The organism is Streptomyces sp. NPDC051064 (assembly GCF_044455985.1).
In the GTDB taxonomy this organism is placed as follows: Bacteria; Actinomycetota; Actinomycetes; order Streptomycetales; family Streptomycetaceae; genus Streptomyces.
Genome location: NZ_JBITFK010000011.1, coordinates 274,634 through 301,081 on the forward strand (window position 1 = coordinate 274,634; position 26,448 = coordinate 301,081).

Consider the following 26,448-nt stretch of genomic DNA (forward strand, 5'->3'; position numbering starts at 1 on the left):
GGCACGTTCCTGCCTGCTGGGAGAAGGCGTGTGACGAGCGGGACGGGTGGCATGCCGACGAGGACTGCGGCCGGACCTCGGGGCGGTCGGCAGGCACCGCCGGCGCACGAGGGTGACCGGACCTCCGTCAGGACCGCGCCGGTCGCCGGGTCGCGGTGCACAGGGAATTACCAGCCCCGGTCGGCGTCCCCCGCCTCGAGCCGGCCCCCGGCCCGCTCATTCCGGGGTGGTCGACAGCTCACGGCCACCTAGGGCCTGTTCTGAATTGAGGTCACGGGAGGGCTGGAAGGCTGCGTAACCAGAGGATGGACCCGCGCAGGTGGAGTCCTGCGGCATAGCTCTCGGGTGTCTTGTCGTAGCGGGTGGCCAGCCCTGAGGCGGCCTTCGAGACGCACGCCGTGTCGCCGGTGCACACGGAGGTCACCAAACGCCTCCGCGAACTCCGCGTCGCGGGGATGGAGGCGTACCGGCTCGGCCTGGTCGCCGGGAAGGGGCTCCCCTCGGCGCCTTGGGACAACGCGCGTCTTGACGGTCAGGCGCCGCTGGCCCCGTTTCCGCCGAGGCTGATCATGGCGCGGTACAGCTGCTCCTCGGTGAGCGGCGGCGCCGGCAGCGGGTGGGCGCGGTCGGTTCGGAAGCCGTCGAGCAGAAGGTAAAGGTGGCGGCGCCAGGCGTCCGGGGCGATGGCGTGGGTGGCCTCGGTGACGCGGCTGTGCGACCAGATGACGAAGGCAAGGTCCTCGGGGGTGAGGTCGGGACGCAGGCTGCCCTGCTCCTGCGCACGCTCGACGATGTGTACACCGAGTTCGCGGATGCGGGTCTGGGCGCCCGCCAGGCAGGCGCTCTCCGGCAACCGTATGGAGGCCAGGTCGTTGAACCCCCGGTCCTGTGACTGGAGTTCGCACATGGTCTCCAGGAAGTGGCACAGCCCCGCCCAGGCGTCATCCATGGTGACGGCCTTCTCGGCGGCCTCCCGCCAGACGGCCAGCTTCTCGGCGAAGGTTGCCTGCACCAGGTCCAGCCGGGTGGGGAAGTGCCGGTACAGCGTGCCGATGGCCACCCCGGCCCGCTTGGCCACCTGCTCCAGGGGTGCCTCCAAGCCCTGCTCGGCGAAGCAGGAGCGGGCCGCGGTGAGCAGGGCCTCGCGATTGCGCTGCGCGTCGCGCCGCAGGGGGCGGACAGGGGCCGGGTTCCCGGCGGAGGCGGACGGAGGGTCGATGGCCATGTCCCTCAGCCTACCAACCGGAGGGGTGCCTCATATTCGCTGCTACGATCCAAGAACATGAGGCTCCCCTCGACTTTCAGTCCTGACCGCTGTCGGGGCGGGAGGTGCGCCTCATCCATTCAGGCCGTCCGACCACAGGAGCATCACCCATGCCCGTCATCGCCGTCATCGGGGCAGGCCCCGGTCTGGGCCTGTCCATCGCCCGCCGCTTCGGAAGGGAGGGTTTCCAGGTCGCCCTGGTCTCCCGGACCCAGGACAAGCTCGACGCGCTCGCCGCGCGGCTCGCCGAGGAGGGCATCGAGGCCGCAGGCTTCGCCGCGGACGTGACGCGTCCCGACTCGCTGCAGTCGGCGCTCGCCGCGGTCGCCGACCGGTTCGGGGCCGTCGACGTACTGGAGTACTCGCCCGCCGACCCCACTTTCGCCGGCGCCGCCGCTGTCGACGCCACGGCGCAGGACCTCCACAAGCAGCTCGACTACTACCTGTACGGAGCGGTTGCCGCGGTCCGTCAGGTGCTGCCCGCCATGCTCGAACGCGGCAGTGGCACGCTGCTGTTCTCCACGGGCGCCTCCTCGGTCCGGCCGATCGGCGGCGCGTTCGGCAGCGTCGGCGTCGCGGCGGCGGCCCTGCGCAACTACGCCATGGCCCTGGGCGTCGACCTCGCCGAGCACGGGGTGCACGCCGCGCACGTGGCGATCGGGGTGTTCATCGGCAGCGGTCCCGGCACCGAGCCCGAGACCATCGCCGAGCACTACTGGGACGCGTACACCAAGCGCGACCAGGCCGAGATCGTCCACACCGTCCCCGGCGGCATCTGGTGAGCACCTCCGGCACGCCCGCGGCGAACGCGACCAGGCCACCCTTGGTTAAGTTCTTCCGAGCCGCCAACAAGGTCGTACGGCCGCTGCTCGCCTCCCGCTTCCACAAGCCGCTGAGCGGGCGCCTGATGCTGCTCACGTACAAGGGGCACAGGACGGGTCGCGAATTCACGGTCCCCATCGGCTACTTCGACTGGGATCCCGGCACGGTGCTCGCCATGTCCTCCCAGCTCGGCTGGATCCCCAGCATGCGCGAAGGGTCCGCTGTCCGGCTGCGCATCCGGGGCCAGGACCACGGCGCCGTCCCGACGGTCGTCGAGGACCCTGAGGAAGTCGCCGCCCTGCTGGGTGAGTTCGGCCGGCGCAAAGGGCCCAAGGCCGCCAAGGGGCTGATGCTCGGCCTCCCAGGCGGCCGGCAGCCCACCGGCGGCGAGCTACGCACGGCCGCCGCGAAAACCCGCTTGGTCTGCTTCCGGATGGAGCCCGAGTGGCCGGGCCGGTAGCACTCGACCGGCTGATGCGGTCGACGGAGACCCTTCTCGCCCGCAAGCACTCCCACCATGAGCGCCAGGAGCGGATCATCACCGAGGCCCTGGCCGAACGCTGGCCGGACCCTGAACGGCAGCAGGCACTCCGGCTGGTCGCCATGGCCGGAGTCGGCACACTGCCCCTGGCCATCGAGATCTGGAGCAGCCTGGAACGCCGTGGGCCGCTGGCCGACCATCTGGACGAGGCTTTCGCGGCAGTGCGATCCGAGTTGATCCGGTGACTCGCCGGCTGCGCCGGACCCGCGGCTCGCACTCCGGCTAGGGCCAAGCTCTGAGTTGAGGTCACGGGAGGGCTGGAAGGCTGCGTAACCAGAGGATGGACCCGCGCAGGTGGAGTCCTGCGGCGTAGCTCTCGGGTGTCTTGTCATAGCGGGTGGCCAGCCCCCGCCATTCCTTGAACTTGTTGATGGCGCGCTCGACTGTGTTGCGATCTTTGTACAGTGTGGCGTCATGGCTGACGGGGCGGCCGCCGGAGCGTCCCTTCTTCTTGCGGTTGGCGGCCTGGTCGGTCTTTTCCGGGATCACCGCCTTGATGTTGCGTCTGCGCAGGTGGGCGCGGTTGGCACGGGAGGAGTACGCCTTGTCGCCGGCCGCTGCGTCCGGCCGGGTCCTGGGGCGGCCGAGGGGACCGCGCACCTTGATCTTCTTGAGGACCGGGATGAAGCGCGGGCTGTCCGCGGCCTGCCCGGGGGTGAGGATGATGGACAGCGGGCGGCAGCGCCGCTCGACGGCGAGGTGGACCTTGCTGGTGAGCCCGCCCCGGGAGCGGCCCAGTTCGGCGGCCCGTAGTCGGGCCCTGCGGCGTCGGTGCACGGCGCGGCGCTGTTCCCGCTCGGGATCCTCCCTGTTCGCGGACCCCTCGCCTACGGGGTCGTTTTGCCCCTTTGCTGCAGCCCCTTTTCTTCCGCCGCGGCCTTCTCCAAGTCCTCAAGGAGCTCCGGGGCGACGACCATGCCCGCCGCGTGGTGATGCGCGCGGGCAACGGTCGACTCCACGCTGACCAGGCTGAGATCGACGTCGTCGCGGGCCGCCGCCTCGGCGATCATCGCTTCCATGAGGGTCTGGAAGACTTCGTCACGTGCCCACGTCCGGAACCGGTCATAGATCGTCGACCAGGAGCCGTAGCTCTCCGGCACATCCCGCCAGGGGCTGCCGGTACGGAACCGCCACATCACCGCGTTGAAGTAGCTGCGCAGGTCAGGAATCGGTCCGAACGCCCCCAGCGGCAGGTGCGGCTCGATCAACTCCCACTCGGCATCGGTCAGGTCACCACGAGTCACGCGACCGGTCTACCGCAGCCAGCACCCTCCTGAAGCGGGAATGACCGATCCCGTGATCTCAACTCAGAACAGGCCCTAATCGGGCCCGCGGCGGATGGTCGGCGGCGGTGAACACCGCCATGATCGGGAACGAACCACTCCGTCGATCAGCGCGCCACAGGGCATACGCGTACTGGAGGCCGGGTTCGGCTGTTGTCAGCCGAACTGCTCAACCGCGCTGTGCAGCGGCGTCGGTCACCAGCTGCCACATCTCATAGTTCCCGCATTCTGCCGTGATCCCAGCCGTCGCCTGAGCCGCGGCGAAGAAGTCGTCGGCCAGCGGCGAGGTGCGCGACGCTGCCATCGCGACGAACACCTGGTCGGGCGCCAGGTCCAGGACGGGCACGTACCTGATGTCCGGCCGTGAGTAGAACACGGTCTCCGAGCGCCCCACGAACGAGATGCCACGGCCGGCCGCGACGTGCTCGAGCTTCTCCTCCACCCCGCGCACCCGGAGCCCGGAGTCGGGGTGCGGACGCCTGGTGGGCTGCGTGCTCGGGTCGGCATGCCAGATCAGCGGCTCACCGGCCAGGTCCGCCTCGGTGACCTCCTCCTTGCCGGCCAGCCGGTGGCCCGCGGGCAGCGCCACCATGAGCGGCTCGGTGTAGAGCGGCATCAGGCGCAGGCCGGTCTCGTCGATGGGCAGCCGCACATAGCCGATGTCGACGCGGCCGTCAAGCAGCATAGGGACCTGGTCGTCCCATTCCATGCGCTGCACGTCCACGACCACGTCCGGATGGCGGCCACCGAACTCTCGCGCCGCGGGGATGACCGGGATCCCAGCCCGAAAACCGACCACCAGCCGCTGGCCGCCACGGGCAGCCGCGGTCACCCGGCGCCTGACTGCTTGCGCGGAGGCGAGCAACGGGCCGGCGTCGTCCAGGAGTTGTCGGCCCGCGTCCGTCAGCGTGACGCCGTGGCTGTCTCTGGTGAACAGGGGGGCGCCGAGGTCCTGTTCCAGCGCGCGGATCTGCCGACTGAGCGCCGGCTGCGCGATGTGCAGGTCCTCGGCGGCGCGGCCGAAGTGCAGTCTGTCGGCGACGGCGACGAAGTAGCGCAACTTGCGGAGATCCAGATCCATGGGGCCCCTCCCGGTCCGGCAATGCCTTGAGGTTATCACCACGGTCGAAACGGGTCTTGGACACCCGCTCAGGCCGATGGCATCGTTCATGGGGCCGAGAGAATTCGGTACAAGAATTCGGGATCGGTAATTGCTACTCATCAATTCAATGGAGTGATCGTGGGAAAGCTCGATGGCAAGGTAGCAGTAATTACCGGCGGATCCACCGGATTGGCACTGGCCGGGGCCAAGCTTTTCGTCGAGGAAGGAGCGCATGTCTTCATCCAGGCCCGGCGGCAGGAAGCACTGGACGAGGCCGTCGAACTGATCGGGCGCAACGTCACCGCCGTCCAGGGTGACGCGTCCGACCTGGACGACCTGGACCGCTTGTACGACACCGTCAAGCGGGAGAAGGGCTCGATCGATGTGCTGTGGGCCAGTGCCGGGATGGGCGAGCCCGCCATGCTCGGCGAGATCACCGAGGAACAGTTCCACCGCTCCTTCTCGCTCAACGCCCGCGGCACCCTGTTCACCGTGCAGAAGGCACTACCACTGCTCAACGACCACGGGTCGATCTTGATGACCGGATCCAACGCCTCCCTCGGCGCCTTCCCCGGCTGGAGCCTCTACGCGGGAAGCAAGGCGGTCCAGCAGGCCTTTGCCCGTGTCTGGCTCAACGAGCTCCGCGACCGCAAGATCCGGGTGAACGTCCTGACCCCGGGCCAGGTCGGCACGGCCAAGCAGGAAGAGCTGTTCGACGAGGCGACCAGGACTGCCTTCGAGTCCCTGATCCCCCGCGGAAAGATGGGCCGCCCCGAGGAGATCGCCACGATCGCCCTGTTCCTGGCCTCCGACGACTCCAGCTACGTCAATGGTCTGGAGCTGGTCGCCGACGGCGGCACCACCGCTATCTGAACCACGCACGAACGAGATCGGAGCACGCACGAACGCGACAGAGCGGCGCCTCGAGAACAGGCGCCCCCGAGAACAGGAAGAGAGCACAGCTCATGAGCAGCATCACCTTCATCGGTGCGGGGAACATGGCCCGCACGATCGGCGCGCTCGCGGTAGCGGGCGGCAACACCGTCGAGATCATGGCACGCGATCAGTCCAAGGCCGAGGGCCTGGCCAAGACTCTGGGCGGCGGCACGACGGCGGGTGAGTGGGGCGCCGTCCCGGCCGGGGACATCGTCATCACGGCCATGTTGTACGACGGGGTCGTTCCGACCGTCGCCCAGTACGGGGACGCCCTCGCGGGCAAGACCATCGTCGATATCAGCAACCCCTTCAACACCACGGGCGATGGCCTGGCCCACAGCGAGGAGACCTCGATCGCGCAGGAAGTCGCCAAGGTGGCCCCGGCCGACGCCCACGTGTTCAAGGCCTTCAACACCATCTTCCGTGGCGTTCTGGAGAACGGCCGGCCCGACGTCTTCTTCGCCGGTGACGACCCGCAGGCCAAGGCGGACGTCGCGGCATTCATCGAGAGCCTCGGACTGCGCCCGCTGGACGTCGGCGGCCTGAAGATGGCGCACTGGCTCGAAGGAGCGGGCGTGCTCACGGTAGGCCGGTAGGCCTCGCCGGCAACGGAATCGGCCACGGGAACTTCGCCCTGGGCGTCAACGAGTTTACGGGCTGACCCTCCGGGGCTGACCAAACAGTCGGCAAATAGGGCGCCGTGCGCTCCGGCTAATTGACGGAACCACCGACTCGTCGATGCCAGATGTCAGATGCCAGATGTCAATAGTGGCGAAAGAGTTCGCCCGAGGAGGCGCAACGCAATGCAGCTCGGTTTCGTGATTCCCCTTGTCGGGCCCGCGGTCAGCGACGCCCCCGCCCTGAGCGCTTTCGTCCGCGGACTCGAGGACCTCGGCTACGACACCCTGTGGGTCGGCGATCGCCTGGTCACGCCGGTTGATCTGGGCAACGGCTATCTGGACCGGGGGCCACAGATGGCCCGCTCCTTCGATCCGATGCTGCTGTTGACCGTCGCTGCGGCGGCGACCGACCGGGTACGCCTGAACACCAGCACGCTCAGCACGTTCTACTACGAGCCGCCGCACCTGGCCCGGCAGTTGACCACGCTCGACGTGCTCAGCGGCGGCCGCCTCGGCGTTGGTGTGGGGGTGGGGTGGATGAAGCAGGAGTACGACGTCGCCCGCAGCGCGGACTGGAGCCGGCGCGGCAAGATACTCGATGACATGCTGGCATTCCTGCGGGCGTGGTGGACTACCAGTCCCGTGTCCTGGGACAGCGAGTTCTTCACGATGCCACCGGTCCACGCCGACCTCCGTCCGGTCCAGGCGGGCGGGCCGCCCATCTGGATCGGTGGTGCCAGTGAGGCCGCGATGCGCCGGGTCGGCCGCAGCGGGGTCGGCTGGCTCGGGGTCGAAGGGCCGGCGCCCGCCGCGTCGGTCAGTAGTCAGGACGAGGGCGCAGGCCGCCTGTGGTCGATCGCGCGTCGAGCGGCGGAGGAGGCCGGCCGCGATCCCGACGCGCTCAAGACGGCCATGCGGATCAACCTCGAGCCGGGCACGTCCGTCGACTCGGTCGCGGACCAACTGAAGCGGTACGCCGAATCCGGTGTCGATGAGGCGTACTTCGATGCCTTCACGATGTTCGCCGGCCTTGACCAGCTGCTCGACTTCGCCGGCCAGGTGATCGAGCGTACCGGCCGGCTGTGACCACCGAAGAAACGACCACCGAAGAAACGACCACCGAAGCAACGACGGGCGGGCAAGCCGTTCGATTCGGACCAGAGGAAGAGAGTCTCACCATGAGCAGCATCAGCTTCATCGGTCTGGGGGGCATGACCCACGCCATCGCCTCACGTGCGGTAGCGGGCGGTAACTCCGTCGAGCTGATCGGCCGCGACGCCGCCAAGGCCAAGGGCCTGGCCGCCGAGCTCGGCGCCGGGGCCACGGTGGGGACCTTCGGGGCCGTCCCTGTGGGCGACATCGTTGTCCTCGCCGTGCCCTACACCAGCGCCGTGCCGGTCGTCGCCCAGTACGGGGATGCCTTGGCCGGCAAGGTCATCATCGACATCTCCAACACGTTCGACGCCGACGCCACCGGAGTGGTCACTCCCGAGGGCACGTCCGGTGCGCAGGAGATCGCCAAGGCGGCCCCGGCGAGCGCGCACGTCGTGAAGGCGTTCAACGCAGTGTTCGGCCATGTCCTGGTCCAGGAGCGTCCGTTGGACGTGCTCTTCGCCGGAGATGACGCACGGGCCAAGGCCGACGTGTCGGCGTTCATCGCGAGCCTCGGACTGCGTCCCCTCGACGTCGGCGGCCTGGAGATGGCCCGTTGGCTGGAAGGGATCGGGCCGCTGCTGATGGGCCTGGCCCGGAACGGCGCGGGGACCTTCGACGTCGCCCTCGGCGTCGACCTCCGCGGCTGAGCACACCCGCACCACCACCCCGCACCACCACTTCGCGCACCACATCACTGACAAGGAGCAGTACCTTGCGTGTCTTCGTCACTGGCGGGACCGGCCATTCCGGTTCGTACATCATCCCCGAACTCATCGCCGCAGGACACGAGGTCACCGGCCTCGTCCGGTCGGACACGGCCGCCGCGGCACTGTCCGCGCTCGGCGCGAAGATACGCCGCGGCGACCTCCAGGACCTCGACGGGCTCAAGGAAGCGGCCGCGGACTCCGACGGCGTCATCCACGTCGCGCACCGGCAGGACCTGCTTCCGTCCGGCGGGATGGCCGCCGTGGCCGCCGCGGAGCTCCCGGTCATGCTCGCGTACGGCGAGGCCCTCGCGGGGACCGGTAAGCCGCTGGTCGCGGCGGGGAGCATCGGCTCGCCCGGGACCGGGACGTACCTGGGCCGGCCGGGTACCGAGGAAGACCCGGCCCTGCTCGTCGGCGACGAGCACAAGGGCACCCTGCGGGCCCGTAATGTCGTGGAGTCCGCCGTCATCGGACTCGCCGAGCAGAAGGTACGGTCCTCGGTCGTGCGGATCGCCAACATCATGCACAGCACGACCGATCGTGGCTTTCTTCCCATGCTGATCGCGCTCGCGAAGGAGAAGGGCTTCGCCGGCTACCCCGGAGACGGCGCGAACCGGTGGAACGCCGTGCACGCCCGCGATGCCGCCTCCCTGTTCCGTCTGGCGCTGGAGAAGGGCCCGGCCGGCAGCTACTGGCACGCGGTCGAGGACGGGGGCATCCCGTTCCGCGAGATCGCCGAGGCCATCGGCAGCCGCCTGGGCCTGCCCGCCGTGAGCGTTCCCCTGGACGAGCTGATCCTGCCGGCACACTTCGGGTTCCTTACGAACGTCGTCACGCAGAGCTACCCGACGTCCAACCTCATCACCCGCCGGACCCTCGGCTGGGAGTCGGCTCAGCCCCGCCTCCTCGCCGATCTGGACAACGGCCACTACTTCCCCGCCGGCTGACAGCAGGGGGCCCGGGTCGCGACGAGTCCGGCGCATGGCAAGAACGAGGCTCTTACGACGAGGCTCGTACAAGGACAAGGCTCTTCCGGAAGGACGCCGAGAACATGACGACTGTGGGATTCATCGGAAGCGGATCCATCGGCAGCACCATCGCGCGGCTTGCCGTCGAGGCCGGACATCAGGTCGTGCTCAGCAACTCGCGCGGTCCCAGGACGCTCGCGGACACGGTCGCGAGACTGGGTCCGGGGGCCTCCGCGGCGACGAGCGAGGAAGCCGCGGCGGCCGGTGACATCGTCGTGGTCACGGTGCCGGTCACCGCCTTCCCCGACCTTCCCGCCGCACCACTGGTGGGAAAGACGGTCATCGACACGTGCAACTACGGCCCCGAGCGTGACGGGCACATCCCCGAGCTCGACAGTGGGTCGCTCACCTCGAGCGAACTGCTGCTGCGCTACGTCCCGGACGCCGGACTCGTGAAGGCGTTCAACACCATCTACTTCAAGCACCTGCTTTCACTCGCCCGCCCGGCGGGGGCGGCCGACCGGTCATACCTGCCGATCGCCGCGGACTCGGCGCCGGCGAAGGCGGCGGTCACCGACTTCATCGACTCCATCGGGTACGGCGTGGTGGACGCGGGACCGCTGGCCGACAGCTGGCGGCAGGCGACGGGCACACCGGTGTGGGGCAGCCCTTATGGGCCGTACTCGAACGAGAAGGGCCGGCCCGCCGGCGACGACGTCATCCGCGCGGCACTGGCCACCGCCACGCGGTGACCGCAGGTCTGCGCGGGTCGGCGACGGCGTCGACCAGGTCCAGGCGCTGTCGCACGACCAGCACGTGAGCACGACCAGGAGAGGCACATGACCGACCACCCGCCGCTGATCGCTGTGACCGATGCGGAACTCGAAGACCTGCGCGCGCGGCTGCGCGCCACCCAGTGGCCCACCCGGTGGCCCGTCGATGGCTGGGAAGCGGGCGCCGACACCACTGAGGTGCGCCGCCTGGCCGAGTACTGGGCCACAGGCTATGACTGGCGCACCCACGAGGCGCGGATCAACGCCCTGCCGCACCACACGGCCGTCATCGGCGGCACGCCCGTCCATTACCTCCGGTTCGACGGCGAGCGACCGGGCGCCCTGCCGATCGTGCTGACCCACGGCTGGCCCAGCACCTTCCTGGAGCTCACCGACCTCGCCCGGCGTCTCGCGGAGCCGTCGAAGCACGGCGGCGACGCGTCCGACGCGTTCACGGTCGTCGTCCCCTCGCTGCCCGGCTACGCGTTCTCGCCGCAACGCCCGGACCTCCCGCCGACGCTCCAGACCCACCAGATCTGGCACCGGCTCATGCGGGACGAGCTCGGCTTCGACCGGTACGCCGCCCACGGCGGGGACCTGGGCGCGGGGATCACCTCGCGTCTGGGTGAGGCCTACCCGGAGTCGCTGGCCGGCATCCACCTGCTCGCCGTCGCCGCGCCCCAGGAGTACGACGCCGCCGGCCTCACCCTGGACGAACAGGCCTACCTCGACCAGGTCGCCAACTGGAGCGCGGAGGAGGGCGGTTACCAGCATCAGCAGAACACCCGGCCGCTCACCCTGGCCCACGCGCTGTCCGACTCTCCGACCGGCCTGTTGGCCTGGATCGTGGAGAAGTACCGCGCCTGGAGCGACTCGGGCGGCGACCTGTCGTCCCGGTTCACCGACGACTTCGTCCTCACCCAGGCGTCCTTGTACTGGTTCACCGGCACGATCTCGACGTCGTTCCGGCCCTACTACGAGTACGCCCACGGCCTGACCCGGCGCGTCGAGAAGGTCGAAGTACCCACCGCCGTCGCCGTCTTCCCCGCCGACCTCACCCGGCCCCCGCGCTCCTGGGCCGAACGCACCTACAACATCACCCGGTACACGCCGATGCCGCGCGGCGGACACTTCGCCGCCCACGAAGAGCCCGGACTGCTCGCCGACGACATCACCGAGTTCTTCCGCCAACTGCGCTGAGACCGACCCGGCAGCAGTCCAGGAGCGGGCCGGCCACCCCTCAGGTCACCAGAGCGCTGCGGTAGGCGTGGACCACCGCCTAGCGCTGCGGTAGGCGTGGACCACCGCCTGCACAAGGTCCCGCAGGCCGAGCTTGGTCAGGATGCGCGACACGTACGTCTTGACGGTCTCCGGGCTGATCACCAGCGTTGCGGCGATCTCACCGTTCGACAGGCCGTTGGCGATCAGGCGCAGCACCTCGAGCTCGCGCGGCGTCAGCCCGGTGTCGGCAGCCGCGCTCTCGGCGGGGCGGATCCGCGCCGCGTACCGGCCGACGAGCCGCCGGGTCACCTCGGGCGCCAGCAGCGCCTCCCCGGTCGCGACCGTGCGGATGCCGTTCAGGAGCTGCGCCGCCGGGGCGTCCTTGAGCAGGAACCCGCTGGCCCCCGCGTGCAGCGCCTCGTAGACGTACTCGTCGAGGTTGAACGTCGTCACCACGAGCACCTTGACGGGGCGCGCCACCCCGGCGCCGGCGAGCAGGCGAGTCGCCTCGATGCCGTCGAGCACCGGCATCCGGACGTCCATCACCACGATGTCCGGGTTCAGTGGCCCAGCGAGGTCGACGGCGGCCCGCCCGTCCTCGCACTCGCCGACCACCTCGAGGTCGGGCTGGGCGTCGGTGATCGTCGCGAACCCGGTGCGGATCAGCGCCTGGTCGTCGCAGATCAGGACCCGGATCGGCGCACTCATGACCGGCTCCCGGTGGGGATGCGCGCCAGGACGACGAATCCGCCGCCGGCCCCGCGGTCCGCGGCGAACTCGCCACCCAGGGCGTCCACCCGTTCCCGCAGTCCGATGAGCCCCCGACCGCTCCCGCCGGGCGAGCGCGGGCGGGCGACGGCGCGGGCCTGCTCAGGTCCGGTCCCGGCAGTGCTGATCTCCACGGTGATCTCCCGCTCGTCGTAGCGCACGCCGACCGCCGTCGGGCTGCCGTGTGCGTGCTTGAGGGCGTTCGTCAGGGCCTCCTGCACCACCGGGTGGGCGACCAGCTCGGCGCTCCCGGCGGATTCCGACGGCGTGCCCTCCTCGGTGAGCTCTATCGGCTGCCCGGCCTGACGGGTCTGCTCGACGAGCGTGTGCAGGTCCCGGAGGAACGGTGCCCGGGCCGCGCCGTCGTGGTCCGGGTCGAGCAGGTCCAGGAGGTTCCGGGGGTCGCCGATCGCCCGCCGGCCCGTGTCGGTGACCGCATTCAGCGTCTCGTCGAGACGATCGGGGAGCCTGTCAGGTACCGGGCAGCCTCCGTCTCCACGACCATCGCCGTCACATGGTGCGTCACGACGTCGTGCAGCTCGCGGGCGATCCGCGTGCGTTCCGTGGAGCGGGTCTCCTCGGCGACTTCGTGAGAAGCCGTGGCGGGAGCGCCGCAGGCCACCCCGAACGCTATGGATCCGCCCACCTGAAGTCGTCACCGCACGGTGGACACTCGCAGGTGGCTCGCACGGGGGGACAGGCCGGGACCCTCTTTAGTCGCGCGTGCCCCGACGTGACAAGAAAATCGAACATACGCTCTAATGCAGGGATGGATGTCCCCACCTTCCCCGCCGACCTGGTCCAGGCTCAGCGTGACCTCAACGCCACGTACGACGCCCTCGCAGCGCCCCGCCAGCGCGGCAACACCGCCTTGCGCCGCCGCATGCTTCTCCTGTCCGCCCGCATCTGGTGGCATCCCTTTTGGGACACCCGACCGCCGGGCAGGCTGGCGGACCGGACCGAGCTGCGCTGTCAGGACCGCGGCGACTGTCGCGCAGCGAGGGCGGCGTGAGCGCCGACGCTCCGACCGATCGGCAGGTCCAGATTCTGCGGGTGATCAGGAACTGGATCGCGGCTCACGGTGAAGGGCCGACCAGGGCGTCCACGACTACGAGCTGCCCGCGACGAGGGCAAGCGCGGCGACCCGAGAAGGCTGGCCTTCGCGCGCCGCCACGGTTTCGACATCGAACACCCCGTGCAGTGGGAAGTCGAAGCGTTCGAGCCGGACGAACTCCGCCTGGTCCTCGCCGCCGTCGACCCGTACATCGACCGCGGCGTCTTCGCGGATCAGATCGCCCGCGAGGAACAGCAGCGCCGCGCGTTGTCCGATTTCCTCGACGGATGGGGCACGGCCAGCGGGGGACATTGGCCTGAGCCCTCAGTACGTCTCGAAGTCGGGCTCCCAGTCAGGGTCGGGTTCTTCTTCGTCGTTGAGTACCTGGGCCTTGATTCCAGCGAGATCGAGTTCCTCCCTCGTGAGTGTGAGCCCGCACAGGCGGCAGCCGAAGTGCCGGGGCAGGAACCAGATGTCCCCGTAGTCCCCTGACTTGTCCCGGCCGCTGGCGAAGCCGGCGTGACCGCAAGCGGGGCATTCTGCGGGCACGGCCAGCGGCCACGGAGCGGCAGTCGGCAGAGCGGACAGACTGCTGACGAGTTCGGTGATCTCCTCTTCGGACAGGCGCCGGGTGGTCTTGGCGAACTGCTCATGGGCCTGCCGGAGTTTCGCCTGGTACCGGAGCTCCATCTCGCTGGTGGCCTGAGCCACCAGCGCGGTGCAGGCTTCGAGGTGCGTGCCCCAGAAGCCGGCGGGCTCGGTCGACAGGGGCTTCAGTAGCGCGTTGATGTGTTCGATACCGGCGGCTAGGAGTTCGCGGCACTCGGTCACAGGCTGGCCCCACCCCATGTGGGTGATGCCGTTGCGGGACTCCCGCAGTTCCTTGAGCTTGGCGGGCGCCTTGTGCTCGGGTCCGAGGAGCTGGGCTGCCCTGAGGATGGCTCCCTCGCCGCCGATGGTCTTCAGCCCGGCGCGGCCCTTCTTCGTCTTGTCTTCGTTCCCGCTCAGGACCAGGAGGTCGTCCACGCTCGGCTGCTTCTCCGACGCGAGAAGCACGGGAGCGATGGACGCCAGATACGCCTTGGACGCGTGCTCCACCGCGACCGCCATGTGATGCACGGCGAAGTCCTGGTCGATGGGCTCCTCCAGGTACGCGTCAACAGCCGTGCGCGCCCACTTTCGGGCCGATATCAGCAGGTGCTCGTGGATTGATTCGTGTGACATGCGCATCATTCTTTGGGACGAACAACTCCCCGAACGCCAGGGCGGGATCCATCGCCTCTACGACTTGCTCCCAACGGTCCTGCGAGTGCGGCGCGCAGCGCAGGAACGCCGTCCGCAAGGCGGTGATGTTGTTCTCCGACCACAAGGCAGGCTCCAGCGTCCTCGGTACCGCGGCCAGGTGCAGCTCGCCAGGAGAATGCCGGCCACGCGGCAGCTTCCGCAGCGACTGCAGCCGGGGCGGTTCCGGCTGATTGGGCGCCACGTCCGTGTCGGTGATCAAGGCAACCCGCCGGCCCAGACAGATGCCGTCAACGGGTGCCAGCAGCACCCGCAGATAGACCTCGAACCCTACTCCGTCCACGATTACCCGGGTGGTGCCGAAGAACCGTTCCACCGCCTCGAACGCCTCCCGCTTTGCCGGTGCATCGGCGTTCTCGTCTGCGGCTAGGACCCGCTCGGCCAGAGCCGGCAGCAGCAGAAGCTCGGAAATACCTTCCACGAGGATCGCCCGTGAGGCGAACAGCAGGGCACTCTTGGTGGCATCGAGGTAGCGGTCCAGGTGCCGCACCCGGTCCGGGCTCAACTGCAGCCGGGGAATGGGGAAAGGCCGTGCCTGCCAGCCGTCCGACAACTCACCCGGGCAGCGCGCCATGACCACCAGGTCCCGAACGCTCGCCGCGGCCGACAGGATGGGGGAGTGGGTGGTGACCACCACTTGCAGATGCCCGGCCGGCTCAGCCGGATCCCCCGATGGCTGCCGGCGCGAGGCGCGCGCCCGCCGCTGCAGGTAACGCAGCAGCAGGGTCTGCAGCTGTGGATGCAGGTGCGCCTCGGGCTCCTCGACCAGCAGCACGGTCAGATCCGCCTCCGCCGCCGCGTCCAGCTCGGCTATCACCGTGGCGATGAACAGGGTGTTGGCGTAACCCAGCCCCGAGGCCGACAACGGAAACGGCTCGGCGGAGGCATCACCCAGCAGCATGCGCAGCGACCGAGCGATCGACGCGAATGTCGGTTCGGCCAGGGTCAGTTCACTCGCCTGGGGATGCGCACCGACCGTCAGGTCTCGCAGCGGCTCGTTGATCTCCTCGCTGACCTTGACCACGTCCGGGTCCGCAGCCACCTTCTTGAGCTCGGTGCCGATCCGCTCCACGAAGGTATCGACCTGCTCGTCATCGCCCAACAGCCCGCGAAGGATCATCCGCACCCGATCTCCGCCCGCCGAGGCGAGCTCCCGCTCGGCATCGCGCAGCGCTGGAAGATAGACATGCCGCACACCGCCCCGCGCCGGAGGGCCCCCGTGACCGGAAGGCCCGCGCCCTGCGCCCAGACGGTGCTTCCACGCCGCCCGCCCGTTTGTGGCGGCGTCCAGCACACCTGCCACCGGGCGGTACGGCTGTCAGGAGCTCCCTGGGGCAGCAGCGCCTCCAGATACGCGCCGCTTTCCTGCGGGCCGATGCCGGCCACGTCCAGCTGCAGGCTGGGGCCGCCCTGCGCGGTCGCGGTGGTGAGGACATCGGACTCCTCGAAATACCGTACGCGCCGCCCGTCCAGGGGGTCCGTGAGCAGCCGGAGCGCATCGATCACGGACGACTTGCCCGCGTTGTTCTCCCCGACCAACACCGTCACTTCCGGCCTCAGCGGAATCTGTACCTGCTCGCACGACCGGAACCGCTCCACCAGCACCTCGGCCACGTACACCGCTCGCCCCCGCCCCTGACCTGTCACCTAGAGCAACAGTGATCAGGCGATCGTAGGCGCTGTATGACGTGGTCTGTCCGCTGTTTCAGCAGTTCTTGTGAACGGTGGTAGTGATTAAGAGGCGGGCCCTGATGCGGTGGCCGGGTAGACGGGTGTCGGTCACGCCCCCTGCATGCCGAGTTTCCGTAGTGCGGCCTGCTGCTCCTGGGTGAGCTTGTTGCGCCTCGATTTGGTGTTGGAGATCCATACGCCCAGCTTCACGATCACCGGCTCTGTCTCGCAATCGACCACGATCTCCTCAGCGTGGCTGCGCGGTACAGGCCGGTGGGCGCCTTCCCTTTCCACCCACTGCGCGAGGGCCGCGAGTCCCCGCTGGAACGCCTGCTGCGCCTTGCTCGGGCCCTTCGCCGCACGGGTGGCCGCCGGGGCGGGAGACGGTGCCTCTGCGGGCTGTACCCCGAGCTTGGACAGCCGTTCCTGCTGCTCGCTCGACAGCTGCGCCCAGGTGCTCGCGCGGTGGCAAATAGGCCTCCGGTTGCCCGCCCCGGCCCCGCAGCCAGCCCGGCACCGGCAGCAGTGGCCGGACCACCGCCCACTCGGCGTCCGACATGTCGGGTGGGATACCGACGCTCGCGCGCCCCGTGGTCTCTGGCGTTCCCGAACCTGTGAGCCAGACAGTCACACGCGAGAGTGGCCGAAGTCGACCCCACTCCCGCGTAGCCGTAGAAATGCGACAACAGGGCCTCCTGGACCGCACGTTGACTTCGACACCCTTCGAGCTACCAAGAGGCCCTGCTCTCATGCACGGCAGCCGCCGCAGTCACCCGATCGACTGACTTCTCGACGAGATCGGGACGACGGCAGTCGCGTCGCTTCTCGTGATCGCTGGGACGGACAAATTCGCACTGCCCTCCGGGTAGACGGTCGGCTTGGTGACGCCCCGAGGCCGCCTCGCGGGTTCGAGCCCGGTGTCGCGACTGACGAACCTGGCGAAGAATCGTGTCCTACCGGCTCGAGGCGCGGCCAACCGCCCCCGCTACGTCCTACTTCTCCTCCGGCTCCCAGGCGCGGAGCAGGTCGAGCAGCCCTGCGTCTCCGTCAACGTGCAAGGAGTCGGCCTGGATCCGGTCGTACAGGTAGAGGACCAGCTCACTGGCCGTGCCGTGGACGGAGGCGCCGGCTGCGTCCGAGTCCTCGCCGGTCGCGGCGGTGGGCGCGGGGATGCGGGTGGTGCGTGCGCCGTCGCCGTCGACGGTGAGGCGCCAGGAGCGGCCCTCGGCGGCGTGGAAGTCGAAGGCCGTGGGCTTGTGCGGCCAGGCACTCGGCGTTGCGCAAACGGTGAACAGGAACTCCTCCACACCGTCGAGTGCCAGCTCGACCGGCAGCGGCTGCGGGGCGCCCCCGGCGAGCTGGGCGTCGTAGGTGTGCACCGCGGTCTCCTGGACCCGGTGCCGGGCGGTGCCGCCGGCGGTCTGCGGTGACTGCGACGCGGGCCACCACGTCCAGCAACCGCTCTCCGGTCCCGCCGCGCGCAGGGCGCCCAGCAGAAGCTGCGTCGACGCGTCCAGCCAGGCCAGCAGGGCCTCACGCTCCTGCGGCACTTCCAGTGCGGCGCGCGCGGCGACGGCCTCGGCCGGGGGTGCGTCGGCGGGCCCCGCGCCGACGATGGCGGCCCAGAAGCGGTCTCCCCCGCCCAGGTGCTTCACCAGATCGAACAGCGTCCACCCAGGGCAGGTCGGCACCTGTGCGTCGAGACCGGGCGCGGCGGCGACCACGGCGCGGAAGGCGGTCGACCGTTCATCGATCAGTCGCAACAGGTCGGGGAACTCAAGATTCTCTTCCACGCCGGATGTCTATCACCGTGCTCCGGTGATCGGACAGCGATTTTCACAGTCGCCGCCGGTTGGCCATTGCGGACGTCCTCGCCTCCCACCGCTCGGGTGACAAGCTGCGCACTGCTGCGAGGACATGGCGATCAGCCAGGTCCTTCGCCACCAGGACCTGGCCACGACCGCGCTCTACGCGAAGGTCGACTTCACCGCGCTCCGCGCGGTCGCCCGGCCCTGGCCCGGAACGGAGGCGGCATGACCGAACTGCGGCATGCCCTGGACGACTACCTGCGGCTGCGCCGGTCGCTCGGGCACAAGATGGCCGAAGCGGCCTGGCTGCTGCCGGACTTCGTCGCCTTCCTCGGGCCACGGTGCCCGGCCCGCGTACCCCGCAGGACGAGGCAGCCCCAGCCCCGGCGTGATTCCCGGGCTCCGGGCCGGTCCTACCTCGTGAGGGGTTCCACCCTGAGGAGGGCTGCGGTTTTGGTGTAGACGGTCCGGGCGAGAGCGTCGTTCAGGGCCAGGCGCGAAGGGGTGTCCGGCTGGGACTCGCTGAAGAATCCGCCGCTGGGGCGCGGTGCGGGCGAGGCGCTGGCGAGCCAGACTGGGGTCTGCACACCTTCGTCCGGGGTGATGGCGAACGGACGGAACAGCGGTGCGGTCAGCCGCATCAGACCGCCGGCGTTGCTGTTCATCCCGGTGCCCTTGACCATGCCGGGATTGGCGTTGTAAAGGCTCATGCCGTCAGGCAGGCGGTGTGCGAGTTCTCGCGCAGCCAGGAGACTGACGAGTTTGCTCGTCGCATAGACGTTGATCTGGTTGTAGAAGCGCTTGCTCCACGATGTTCCCGCGACATCCGGATCGGTGGCATCGAGCTTGCCGCGCTTTTCCACGAACGAGGACATGTTGATGATCCGCGCTTCGGGCGTGAGCACTCCTTCGGCCAGGAGGGCGTGGGTGAGTAGGAACGGGGCGTGGTGATTGAGCGCGTAGGTGCGTTCCGCGCCGTCCGGCGTCTGCTCGTATCGGGGAAAAGCCGCTCCTGCGTTGTTGATGAGGACGTCCACCGGGTGTCTGTCGGCGGCCAGTTTCGCTGCCAGTGCCTGTACCTGCGACCACTGTTCCAGGTCAGCGGTGTACGTCCTCGGCGGTGCCGCGTCACTGCCCGCAGGGGCCAGGCCGCGCAGGCTGTCGGCGGCGGCCCGGGTGCGCGTCTCGTCCCGGCCGATGAGGACGACGCTCTGGCCGGCCTTGATCAGGTGGCGTGCCGTCACCAGGCCGAGGCCCGAGGCTCCGCCCGTGATGACCGTGGTCCCGCTGCTCATTGCTGCTCCTTTTTCACGGTGTCCTTGACGCTGGCGGCCTCACCTGTCGGGCGGGGGCCGTCGATCACTTCGCGGAGAAGCGTGTGCAGGCGCAGCCTGCTCTCGTGGTCGAGGCGGGCGAAGGGGGAGTGCTCGGTGGTGTGCTGGATGACGCGATCGCGCAGCGCGCATCCCTCGGGGGTGAGCTGGATGACTTTCGCGCGGCGGTCGGTGGGGTGGGGCACGCGGCGGACCAGGCCGCGCTTCTCCAGCCGGTCAATCATCGACGTGGCGGTTGAGGCGTCGCACTGCAAGAGGTCGGCCAGACGGCGCGCGGTCATCTCCCGCCCACGACTCAGCCTCCACAGTGCATCGGTCTGAGTGTCAGTCAGCCCCGCTTCCCGGGCCAGCTCCTTGAGCTCGGTATGCACCTGCGTGCGGATTGCGAACAGGTAGTCGTGAAGCTCTTCGGTCAGCTGCCGAACATCCATGACCACACAGTACATGGATAATCCAATCATTGGAAAATCCATGTACTGCGTGGAGCCCTCCAGCGTGGCGGACCGGCCCACCCGTGACATCCCCCGGGACAAGATCCTCTCGGAGAAGATCAGCACCCGGGTGCGGGTCCGCCCTCAGTTTGAGGCAGCCCTCGCCGCCGCCCGGGAGATCAAGGCCCACGCACCGCACTGTCGGGTGATCTTTACGGTGTACGAGATGAAGCGTCTCGGGCGGGACGCCGCAGAGCTGACAGCCCTGGCCGACCACCTCACCGCCCACGGCCTGGTACTGGAGATGCTCGCCGGGCCTCTGCAGGGGATGTACGACCCCAGCGGTCCCGGACGCCTCCTGTTCGGGTTCTTCGCCGCGATGGCCGAGACCGAGCGAGAGAGCATCCGCAAGGCCACTCTCGAAGGACTCGGCACTGCGGCCCGCAAGGGCAACCACGGCGGCCGGCCCTCGGTCATCACCGACGACATGCTGCACACCGTGCTCCGCCGCCGCGTGAACGGCGAGACCGTCGAGGACATCCAGCCCGACCTGCTCATCCCCACCGGCCGCCGCAAGGGACAGAGCCCCAGCCTCTCCAGCATCTACCGGGCGCTCGCCGAGCATGAGAAGGCCCGGTGCAGGAACTGGCCGAGCCCATCCATCTGCCGTCGCTGCGGCTTCGCGAGCGGCAAGGACAGCTCTTGAAGGATCGCGGTTCGGGTCAACGGCTCTGGCGACCGGACAAGCGGCCGGGAGAGCAAGTCTACGCCCGGCACGCCGTGCTCGACCTCATTCCACGCCGCCTGGTACAGACGGAAAGCTCTGTCCTCCACTAGAACATCTGAGAGCCTGTTTCTGATCGCCCGGTTCTGAGTAGCCTTGGGCTCTACGCTGGCGTGGTGTCCAAGGGCACCGGGCGGGCCGGGGAGAGGAACTGTCGGGCGTGTGGCGAACGGCTGAGGCCGGGGGCCCGGCCTGACGCCTTGTTCTGTTCCTCAGCGTGTCGTGCCAGGCAGTGGCGTACGGACCGGCAGTTGCGCAAGCGCCTGGTGGCCGTGCAGAGCGGGGTCGGTGAGGCCGAGTGTCCCGAGTGCGGGGCCCGGTGGGTGGCCGGCATCGACCGGAGGTCGACGGCTCTGTTCTGCTCGGGCCGGTGCAAGGTGAGGGCCTGGCGGCGCCGGAAGGAAGCGTTCGGCGAACGGTCACAGTGACCGCATCGCGAACGCAGCCTGAGCCCAACTTCGGTCATCAACCGGTCATTTGCGGTCGTTCATTGTGATCAGCACTTTTATGGTCTGACTCTCGGAGTTGAGCGGGTCGTGTTCACGTCACGGACGTCAGCTCCGTGCCCTGGCCCGCATGGATGGTGAGAACGCCATGCCCGAGGAGATCGACAACGTCGGAAATGTAAGCCAGTCCCGCTACGAGCAGATCGTGGTCGAGCTGCGGCAAGTCGTCGAACAGCAGACCCAGGGCCAGTTCACGATCGGTGATCGAGCTCTGGAGATCGAGCCGGTCAGGCCCCGCGGCGGCATCGCGGATGCGGAATGGACGGTGAGGGAGTCCATGATCCGCCTGGCCGAGGACATCGGCTTGACGTTCAACACGGTGAAGAACTCCAGGTGGATCGCGTCGCGCTGGCCGAAGGAGCGTCGACAGCGGCTGTCTCGTTCACAGTTCACCGCATTCTGGGGCAGATCGAGAACGAGGAAGAGCGGTTCTCCGCGATCAAGAACCCGCCGGCAGGCAAGACGCGGTGGTCGCCGGACGAGGCCAAGCGGCGGGTGGGCTGGACGGTCGACAACCCGGAGACACCGCAGGAGAAGATCACCGCGATCCACCATCTGGCCCGCGACGAGGAGGTCGCCGCGTCGGTGACCACCGAATTCGGCCTTGGAGTCCTAGCTCAGACACCAGCCGCAAAGTAGGTCGCGGGTAGAGCCAGACGATCCCCGTTTCCCCGTCCTGGGCGTCGTCGTTGGTCTTGATCGAGTGATCGAGGCCAAAGGGGCGGGCATGCGGCAAGAGTGGTCGCCAGAGGAGCTGTTGGCGAACTGGACGCTGGTAGACGGCGAGTGGGACCTGGTGGCGAACAAGAGCGGGACGACCCGGCTCGGCTTCAGCCTCTTGCTGAAGTTCTTCGAGCTGGAAGGCCGCTTCCCCGATGTGCTGGAAGAGGTCCCGCCGACCGCGGTGGACTAGGTCGCCGATCTGGTGAAGGTCCCGGCCACTGACTTCACGAAGTACACGCTGGTCGGCCGGACCGCCGAGTACCACCGCAAGCAGATCCGCGAGGCCCTGGGATTCCGGCCGTCGACGGTCGCGGACGAGAAGGCGCTGGCCGAGTGGCTGGCCGTGGAGGTCTGCCCGGTCGAGCTGGTGGAGGACCGGCAGCGCGAGGCTCTGCTGGTCGAGTGCCGGGCCCGGAAGATCGAGCCGCCGGGCCGCACCCGGGTCGAGAAGGTCCTCGTCGCCGCGCGCGGCAAGTGGGAGAAGACGTTCTGCGCCCGCACGATCGGCCGCCTCGGTGAGGCCGGCACGGCCCGGCTGCTGTCCTTGGTGGCTGAGGACAACGAGGCGGGTACCGCGCTGCTGGCCGCGCTCAAGCGCGACCCGGGGGCAGTCGGCCTGGACTCCCTGCTGACGGAGATCACCAAGCTCAACGACGTGCGCAAGCTCGGGCTTCCCGACGGGCTGTTCACGGACTGCTCGGAGAAGGTGGTGGCCGCCTGGCGGGCACGGGCGATCAAGATGTACCCCTCGGACTTCCGTGACACAGCGGAGGACGTACGGATCACCCTGCTCGCGGCGCTGTGCTCGTCTCGTCAGGCGGAGATCACCGACGCTCTGGTCGAGCTGCTGGTCGCCCTGGTCCACAAGATCAACGCACGGGCCGAGCGGCGGGTGGAGAAGCAGCTCACCGCCGAGTTGAAGAAGGTCCGCGGCAAGGAGGGCATCCTCTTCAAGCTGGCGACGGCGGCCGTCGACAAGCCTGACGAGGTCGTACGCCGGGCCCTGTTCCCGGTGGTCGGGGAGAAGACGCTGCGCGAGCTGGTGGCCGAGGCGAAGGCGAATGAAAAGGTCTTCAAGGCCAAGGTCCGCACCACGCTCCGCTCCTCGTACAGCTCGTACTACCGGCAGATGTTGCCGCCGCTGCTGAACACTCTGGGCTTCAAGTGCAACAACACCGCGTACCGGCCGGTGATGGACGCGATGAAGCTGCTGAAGAAGTACGCCGACGTCGACGGCAAGACCCGCTTCTACGACGCCGGCGACGACGTGCCGATGGACGGCGTGGTGCGCAAGGACTGGCGCGAGGCGGTCGTCGACGACAAGGGCAAGGTCGAGCGCATCCCCTACGAGCTGTGCGTCCTGGTCGCGCTGCGGGACGCGGTCCGCCGCCGGGAGATCTACGTCGAGGGCGCCGCGCGCTGGCGAAACCCGGAGGACGACCTGCCCGGCGACTTCGAGGCGACCCGCGCCGTGCACTACGCAGCGATCCGCCAGCCGCTGAACCCGCGGGTGTTCATCGCGGACCTGAAGAAACGCATGACCGTGGGCCTGGACCAGCTGTCCGGCGCGCTCGCGGACGGCAGCGCGGGCGGGGTGAAGGTCACCACCCGCAAGGGCGAGCCGTGGATCACCGTGCCGAAGCTGGAGCCGCTGGCCGAGCCCACTGGCCTGGCGGCCCTCAAGGAGGAGGTCGCGCGCCGCTGGGGCGTCCTCGACCTCCTGGACGTGCTGAAGAACGCCGACTTCCTCACCGGCTTCACCGACCAGTTCTCCTCGGTCGCCGCGTACGAACGCATCGAGCGTGACGTCCTCCAGCGCCGCCTCCTGCTGGCCCTCTTCGCACTCGGTACCAACATGGGCATCCGGGCGATCGTGGCGACCGGCGAGCACGGTGAGAGCGAGGCAGCGCTGCGGCACGTGCGGCGGCACTTCATCACCGTCGACAACCTGCGGGCCGCCGTCACCAGACTGGTGAACGCCACCTTCGCCGCCCGCGACACCGCATGGTGGGGCCGCGGCACCGCGTGCGCGTCGGACTCGAAGAAGTTCGGGTCCTGGTCCTCGAACTTCATGACCGAGTACCACGCCCGCTACGGCGGCAACGGCGTGATGATCTACTGGCACGTCGAGCGGAAGAACGTCTGTATCTACTCCCAGCTCAAGTCCTGTTCGTCGTCCGAGGTCGCGGCGATGATCGAGGGCCTGCTGCGGCACTGCACGGACGCCGAGATCGAGTCGAACTACGTCGACACCCACGGCGCGAGCGTGGTCGGGTTTGCCTTCACCGAACTGCTCAACTTCCGTCTGCTGCCGAGGCTGAAGAACATCGGCAGCATCCGCCTGTACCGCCCGGACGACACCCCGCCCGGCTGGCCAGCGCTCGGTGCTTCGCTGACGCGGCCGATCCTCTGGGAGCTGATCGAGCAGCAGTACGACCAGATGGTGAAGTACGCGACCGCGCTCCGGCTCGGCACCGCTGAGGCGGAACAGGTGCTGCGGCGCTTCACCCGGGGTGGCCCCAAGCACCCCACCTACCAGGCTCTCGAAGAACTCGGCCGGGCCGTGCGTACGGTCTTCGCTTGCGACTATCTCGCCAGCCCCGGCCTGCGCCGCGAGATCCATGGTGGGCTCCAGGTCGTGGAGAACTGGAACAGCGCGAACACCGTGCTCCACTACGGCAAGGACGGCGCCCTGACCGGCCCGGACAAGGAGCACGCCGAGACGTCGATGCTCGCCCTGCACCTGCTCCAGTCCGCGCTCGTGCACGTCAACACCCTGCTGGTGCAGCAGGTCCTGGCCGAACCGGCGTGGGCGAAGAAGCTGACCGACGAGGACCGGCGCGGCCTGACCGCGCTGTTCTGGTCCAACGTCAACCCGTACGGCACCTTCCGCCTTGACATGGACAAGCGCCTCGACCTGGCGTCAGCCGCCGCAGCTGTGCCCCGCCCCCGCACAGCGGCGGATACGGCCCATCGGTCGGCTGCGCAGACGCGATAGCGGAAAACAGTCCGCCGGCGGTCCCTGTCGTGGAGTGTGCTGGAGTCGGCGGCTACGGTTAGGGCGCCTGACTACGCCCGCTGCGCGACTCGGGCACCTCCCGGTTACATCATCCGGTGGAAGTGCCGACGACCAGGGCCTGCGGGCCGTGGTCGCCAGATATGTGCTGTCTGATGCGTCGCTAGATTGCGGTGAAACCGCCGTCAGCGGCGACCACGGCTCCCGTGACGAAACTGGAGCGGGGCGAGACGAGGAAGCACAGGACCTCGGCGATCTCCTCGGGCTGCGCCACACGTCCCAGGGGCTGCGCGGCGGCGAAGGACGCCAGGTAGGCGCGGCTGTCGGGGCGGATCGTGTCGAGGAAGTCCGTCTCGATGACGCCCGCGGCCACGAGGTTGGCGCGGATGCCCAGCGGGCCGCCCTCGACGGCGAGCACCTTGGTCAGTTGGGCCAGAGCGCCCTTCGACGCACTGTAGGCGACGCCTTCGGGCAGGGCGACGGTGGAGGCGTACGAGCCGGTGCTGACGATGGCGCCGCCGCCGCGGTTCTTCATGGCCCGGAACGCCTCGCGGGTGCAGAAGAAGGCGCCGCGGGCGTTGACCGCCATCACGGTGTCCCAGTCCTCGGCCGTGGTTTCGGTGACGGGTTTGTTCTGGGTGCGCCCGGCATTGTTCACGAGGATGTCCAGTCCGCCGAAGGCGTCCAGGGCCGTTGCCACCGCGCGGTGGGCGGTCTCCTCCTGGGTGATGTCACCGTTTGTCGCGACGACGCCGGGAAACTCTTCCGCCAGGTTCGTGACGTCGGGGCGGAGGTCGAGGGCGACGACCCGGGCGCCGCGGGCGTGGAGGAGCGCCACGGTCTCCCGGCCCACCCCTCGCGCGGCTCCAGTGACGAGGGCGGTCTTCCCAGCGAACTCGGTGGATTCGGATGTTGCGGCGGATGCGGTTGCAGGTGTCATGGTGCGGTCCCTGGAGAAGGTGAGTGTGAGTGCAGGCGCCGGTGCAGGGCGTCTGAAGTGCTGTGCAGTGGTGCGGTGCGCGGACCGGGTGGGCCGCGCCGTTGACGGATTCACGGCAGGCCGTCGTGGACGTCGTACGGCTGGGTTTGTTCAGTGCGCGGTGAGCCCGCCGTCGACCACCAGCTCCGAGCCGGTGACGAACGAGGAGTCGTCGCAGGCCAGGAAGAGGATCGCGGGTGCGATCTCGTCGGCGCGGCCGGCTCGGCGCATGGGGGTGCGTTGGATGTCCGGCTGCTGGTCGCCCTGGTCGTCCAGGAGTTCCTGGATCATCGGCGTGGCGATCACCCCGGGGTGCACCGAGTTGATCCGTACTCCCTGCCGGGCGTACTCGACCGCGGCGGTCTTGCTCAACAGGCGCACGGCCCCCTTGGACGCCTGGTAGGCCGCAGCCGCACCGCTTCCTACCAGGCCGAGTACCGACGACGTATTGATCACCGACGCGTTGCCGCTCGCACGCAGGAGCGGCATCGCCGCCTTCATGCCGAGCCATGTGCCTTTCTGGTTCACGTCGATGACGCGGTCCCAAGCCTCTTCCCGCGTGTCCTCGATACCTGGCCAGTCCACGATGCCGGCGAGGTTCACGAGCACGTCCAGCGTTCCGAACCGGTCGCGTACGACGGTGATCACTTCGTCCCAGTCCCGCGCGCAGGAGACATCGA

General features: G+C 69.0%; 23 protein-coding genes and 6 pseudogenes. 14 read left to right on the plus strand and 15 right to left on the minus strand.

The features are described from left to right. Positions 1–532: 532 nt before the first annotated feature. Positions 533–1,225: a TetR/AcrR family transcriptional regulator gene (locus ACIBCU_RS33710; RefSeq protein ID WP_399236098.1), complete on the minus strand. Its 693-nt coding sequence runs from the start codon at positions 1,223–1,225 to the stop codon at positions 533–535. 149 nt (positions 1,226–1,374) lie between these two features. Between ACIBCU_RS33710 and ACIBCU_RS33715 the strand changes: the two genes are divergently transcribed. The 3 genes from ACIBCU_RS33715 to ACIBCU_RS33725 are packed head-to-tail and all read left to right on the plus strand — an operon-like array spanning position 1,375 to position 2,812. Next, complete coding sequence (locus tag ACIBCU_RS33715) at positions 1,375–2,046, plus strand: SDR family NAD(P)-dependent oxidoreductase (protein WP_362943394.1); 672 nt, start codon at positions 1,375–1,377, stop codon at positions 2,044–2,046. A gap of 41 nt (positions 2,047–2,087) precedes the next feature. Next, positions 2,088–2,546: a hypothetical protein gene (locus ACIBCU_RS33720; protein WP_399236100.1), complete on the plus strand. Its 459-nt coding sequence runs from the start codon at positions 2,088–2,090 to the stop codon at positions 2,544–2,546. Further along, positions 2,531–2,812 (plus strand): hypothetical protein, encoded by a 282-nt coding sequence (locus ACIBCU_RS33725; RefSeq protein ID WP_399236102.1) that lies wholly within the window; start codon positions 2,531–2,533, stop codon positions 2,810–2,812. The genes ACIBCU_RS33720 and ACIBCU_RS33725 overlap by 16 nt, the downstream gene beginning before the upstream one ends. A 61-nt stretch (positions 2,813–2,873) precedes the next feature. Here the strand turns inward: ACIBCU_RS33725 and ACIBCU_RS33730 are convergent. Together ACIBCU_RS33730 and ACIBCU_RS33735 are read right to left on the minus strand one after the other, a co-directional pair. Beyond that, positions 2,874–3,871 (minus strand): annotated as a pseudogene (locus tag ACIBCU_RS33730) (IS5 family transposase). A 208-nt stretch (positions 3,872–4,079) separates the two neighbouring features. Then, the gene (locus tag ACIBCU_RS33735; RefSeq protein ID WP_399236104.1) at positions 4,080–4,991 is read right to left on the minus strand and encodes a LysR substrate-binding domain-containing protein; all 912 of its coding nucleotides are present in this window, start codon (positions 4,989–4,991) and stop codon (positions 4,080–4,082) included. A gap of 159 nt (positions 4,992–5,150) precedes the next feature. Here ACIBCU_RS33735 and ACIBCU_RS33740 point away from each other — a divergent pair, with 159 nt between their 5' ends. The 7 genes and pseudogenes from ACIBCU_RS33740 (at position 5,151) to ACIBCU_RS33770 (ending at position 11,371) form a co-directional block, all read left to right on the plus strand. Next, complete coding sequence (locus ACIBCU_RS33740; RefSeq protein WP_359133221.1) at positions 5,151–5,885, plus strand: SDR family oxidoreductase; 735 nt, start codon at positions 5,151–5,153, stop codon at positions 5,883–5,885. Positions 5,886–5,977: 92 nt separating this feature from the next. Beyond that, a pseudogene (locus tag ACIBCU_RS33745) lies at positions 5,978–6,609 on the plus strand (NADPH-dependent F420 reductase). A 142-nt stretch (positions 6,610–6,751) separates the two neighbouring features. Continuing rightward, a complete protein-coding gene (locus ACIBCU_RS33750; protein WP_399236107.1) occupies positions 6,752–7,654 on the plus strand; it encodes a TIGR03619 family F420-dependent LLM class oxidoreductase in 903 nt (300 codons plus the stop codon). Between the two features lie 92 nt (positions 7,655–7,746). Continuing rightward, positions 7,747–8,370: an NADPH-dependent F420 reductase gene (locus ACIBCU_RS33755; RefSeq protein WP_399236109.1), complete on the plus strand. Its 624-nt coding sequence runs from the start codon at positions 7,747–7,749 to the stop codon at positions 8,368–8,370. A 65-nt stretch (positions 8,371–8,435) separates the two neighbouring features. Next, positions 8,436–9,377, plus strand: coding sequence for an SDR family oxidoreductase (locus ACIBCU_RS33760; protein WP_399236111.1), 942 nt, complete (start codon positions 8,436–8,438; stop codon positions 9,375–9,377). Further along, positions 9,374–10,150 carry an NADPH-dependent F420 reductase gene (locus ACIBCU_RS33765; protein WP_399236157.1) on the plus strand — a complete coding sequence of 259 codons (777 nt, stop codon included), beginning with the start codon at positions 9,374–9,376 and terminating at the stop codon, positions 10,148–10,150. The genes ACIBCU_RS33760 and ACIBCU_RS33765 overlap by 4 nt, the downstream gene beginning before the upstream one ends. 87 nt (positions 10,151–10,237) lie before the next feature. Then, complete coding sequence (locus tag ACIBCU_RS33770; protein WP_399236113.1) at positions 10,238–11,371, plus strand: epoxide hydrolase family protein; 1,134 nt, start codon at positions 10,238–10,240, stop codon at positions 11,369–11,371. 45 nt (positions 11,372–11,416) lie between these two features. On the opposite strand, the gene ACIBCU_RS33775 is transcribed toward ACIBCU_RS33770, so the two are convergent. Continuing rightward, a complete protein-coding gene (locus ACIBCU_RS33775; protein ID WP_399236115.1) occupies positions 11,417–12,100 on the minus strand; it encodes a response regulator in 684 nt (227 codons plus the stop codon). Beyond that, positions 12,097–12,770: pseudogene (locus ACIBCU_RS33780) on the minus strand (sensor histidine kinase); the annotation flags it as partial. The gene ACIBCU_RS33775 and the pseudogene ACIBCU_RS33780, both read right to left, overlap by 4 nt. Positions 12,771–12,929: 159 nt before the next feature. On the opposite strand from ACIBCU_RS33780, the gene ACIBCU_RS33785 reads away from it, so the two are divergent. Continuing rightward, on the plus strand, positions 12,930–13,172 hold the full coding sequence (locus ACIBCU_RS33785; protein ID WP_362940480.1) for a hypothetical protein: 243 nt from the start codon (positions 12,930–12,932) through the stop codon (positions 13,170–13,172). A gap of 96 nt (positions 13,173–13,268) precedes the next feature. On the opposite strand, the gene ACIBCU_RS33790 is transcribed toward ACIBCU_RS33785, so the two are convergent. The 8 genes and pseudogenes from ACIBCU_RS33790 to ACIBCU_RS33825 all read right to left on the minus strand — a co-directional run bounded on the left by ACIBCU_RS33790 (position 13,269) and on the right by ACIBCU_RS33825 (position 19,760). Beyond that, entirely contained in the window at positions 13,269–13,526 is a 258-nt protein-coding gene (locus ACIBCU_RS33790; RefSeq protein WP_362940478.1) for a hypothetical protein, read from the minus strand. 12 nt (positions 13,527–13,538) lie between these two features. After that, complete coding sequence (locus ACIBCU_RS33795) at positions 13,539–14,438, minus strand: hypothetical protein (protein ID WP_362940475.1); 900 nt, start codon at positions 14,436–14,438, stop codon at positions 13,539–13,541. Further along, positions 14,371–15,636, minus strand: coding sequence for an AAA family ATPase (locus ACIBCU_RS33800; protein WP_362940513.1), 1,266 nt, complete (start codon positions 15,634–15,636; stop codon positions 14,371–14,373). The genes ACIBCU_RS33795 and ACIBCU_RS33800 overlap by 68 nt, the downstream gene beginning before the upstream one ends. After that, the gene (locus tag ACIBCU_RS33805) at positions 15,633–16,163 is read right to left on the minus strand and encodes an AAA family ATPase (protein ID WP_362940472.1); all 531 of its coding nucleotides are present in this window, start codon (positions 16,161–16,163) and stop codon (positions 15,633–15,635) included. The genes ACIBCU_RS33800 and ACIBCU_RS33805 overlap by 4 nt, the downstream gene beginning before the upstream one ends. 132 nt (positions 16,164–16,295) lie before the next feature. Next, positions 16,296–16,643, minus strand: a pseudogene (locus ACIBCU_RS33810) (helicase associated domain-containing protein); the annotation flags it as partial. Positions 16,644–17,179: 536 nt separating this feature from the next. Next, positions 17,180–17,980 (minus strand): maleylpyruvate isomerase family mycothiol-dependent enzyme, encoded by an 801-nt coding sequence (locus tag ACIBCU_RS33815; RefSeq protein WP_099945707.1) that lies wholly within the window; start codon positions 17,978–17,980, stop codon positions 17,180–17,182. Positions 17,981–18,408: 428 nt separating this feature from the next. After that, positions 18,409–19,290: an SDR family NAD(P)-dependent oxidoreductase gene (locus ACIBCU_RS33820; RefSeq protein ID WP_399236119.1), complete on the minus strand. Its 882-nt coding sequence runs from the start codon at positions 19,288–19,290 to the stop codon at positions 18,409–18,411. Then, positions 19,287–19,760, minus strand: a complete 474-nt coding sequence (locus ACIBCU_RS33825) for a MarR family transcriptional regulator (RefSeq protein ID WP_362940459.1) — start codon at positions 19,758–19,760, stop codon at positions 19,287–19,289. Before ACIBCU_RS33825 ends, ACIBCU_RS33820 begins: the two co-directional genes overlap by 4 nt. Positions 19,761–19,809: 49 nt before the next feature. Between ACIBCU_RS33825 and ACIBCU_RS33830 the strand changes: the two genes are divergently transcribed. The 3 genes and pseudogenes from ACIBCU_RS33830 (at position 19,810) to ACIBCU_RS33840 (ending at position 24,771) form a co-directional block, all read left to right on the plus strand. Then, positions 19,810–20,466 carry a recombinase family protein gene (locus tag ACIBCU_RS33830; protein ID WP_399236122.1) on the plus strand — a complete coding sequence of 219 codons (657 nt, stop codon included), beginning with the start codon at positions 19,810–19,812 and terminating at the stop codon, positions 20,464–20,466. Between the two features lie 672 nt (positions 20,467–21,138). Next, positions 21,139–21,650 (plus strand): annotated as a pseudogene (locus ACIBCU_RS33835) (DUF6192 family protein); the annotation flags it as partial. A gap of 127 nt (positions 21,651–21,777) precedes the next feature. Continuing rightward, positions 21,778–24,771: pseudogene (locus ACIBCU_RS33840) on the plus strand (Tn3 family transposase). 181 nt (positions 24,772–24,952) lie between these two features. Here the strand turns inward: ACIBCU_RS33840 and ACIBCU_RS33845 are convergent. Further along, positions 24,953–25,729, minus strand: a complete 777-nt coding sequence (locus ACIBCU_RS33845; RefSeq protein ID WP_399236124.1) for an SDR family NAD(P)-dependent oxidoreductase — start codon at positions 25,727–25,729, stop codon at positions 24,953–24,955. Positions 25,730–25,879: 150 nt separating this feature from the next. Next, positions 25,880–26,448, minus strand: a 569-nt coding sequence (locus ACIBCU_RS33850) for an SDR family oxidoreductase (RefSeq protein WP_399236126.1), incomplete at its 5' end; no start/stop codon positions are given.

Coding starts and splice junctions, on each gene's coding strand:
- ACIBCU_RS33710 (WP_399236098.1), bottom strand. CDS start 1,225: ATGGCCATCGACCCTCCGTCCGCCTCCGCCGGGAACCCGGCCCCTGTC.
- ACIBCU_RS33715 (WP_362943394.1), top strand. CDS start 1,375: ATGCCCGTCATCGCCGTCATCGGGGCAGGCCCCGGTCTGGGCCTGTCC.
- ACIBCU_RS33735 (WP_399236104.1), bottom strand. CDS start 4,991: ATGGATCTGGATCTCCGCAAGTTGCGCTACTTCGTCGCCGTCGCCGAC.
- ACIBCU_RS33750 (WP_399236107.1), top strand. CDS start 6,752: ATGCAGCTCGGTTTCGTGATTCCCCTTGTCGGGCCCGCGGTCAGCGAC.
- ACIBCU_RS33755 (WP_399236109.1), top strand. CDS start 7,747: ATGAGCAGCATCAGCTTCATCGGTCTGGGGGGCATGACCCACGCCATC.
- ACIBCU_RS33770 (WP_399236113.1), top strand. CDS start 10,238: ATGACCGACCACCCGCCGCTGATCGCTGTGACCGATGCGGAACTCGAA.
- ACIBCU_RS33775 (WP_399236115.1), bottom strand. CDS start 12,100: ATGAGTGCGCCGATCCGGGTCCTGATCTGCGACGACCAGGCGCTGATC.
- ACIBCU_RS33785 (WP_362940480.1), top strand. CDS start 12,930: ATGGATGTCCCCACCTTCCCCGCCGACCTGGTCCAGGCTCAGCGTGAC.
- ACIBCU_RS33790 (WP_362940478.1), bottom strand. CDS start 13,526: ATGTCCCCCGCTGGCCGTGCCCCATCCGTCGAGGAAATCGGACAACGC.
- ACIBCU_RS33795 (WP_362940475.1), bottom strand. CDS start 14,438: ATGTCACACGAATCAATCCACGAGCACCTGCTGATATCGGCCCGAAAG.
- ACIBCU_RS33800 (WP_362940513.1), bottom strand. CDS start 15,636: ATGATCCTTCGCGGGCTGTTGGGCGATGACGAGCAGGTCGATACCTTC.
- ACIBCU_RS33820 (WP_399236119.1), bottom strand. CDS start 19,290: ATGAGCAGCGGGACCACGGTCATCACGGGCGGAGCCTCGGGCCTCGGC.
- ACIBCU_RS33825 (WP_362940459.1), bottom strand. CDS start 19,760: ATGGATGTTCGGCAGCTGACCGAAGAGCTTCACGACTACCTGTTCGCA.
- ACIBCU_RS33845 (WP_399236124.1), bottom strand. CDS start 25,729: ATGACACCTGCAACCGCATCCGCCGCAACATCCGAATCCACCGAGTTC.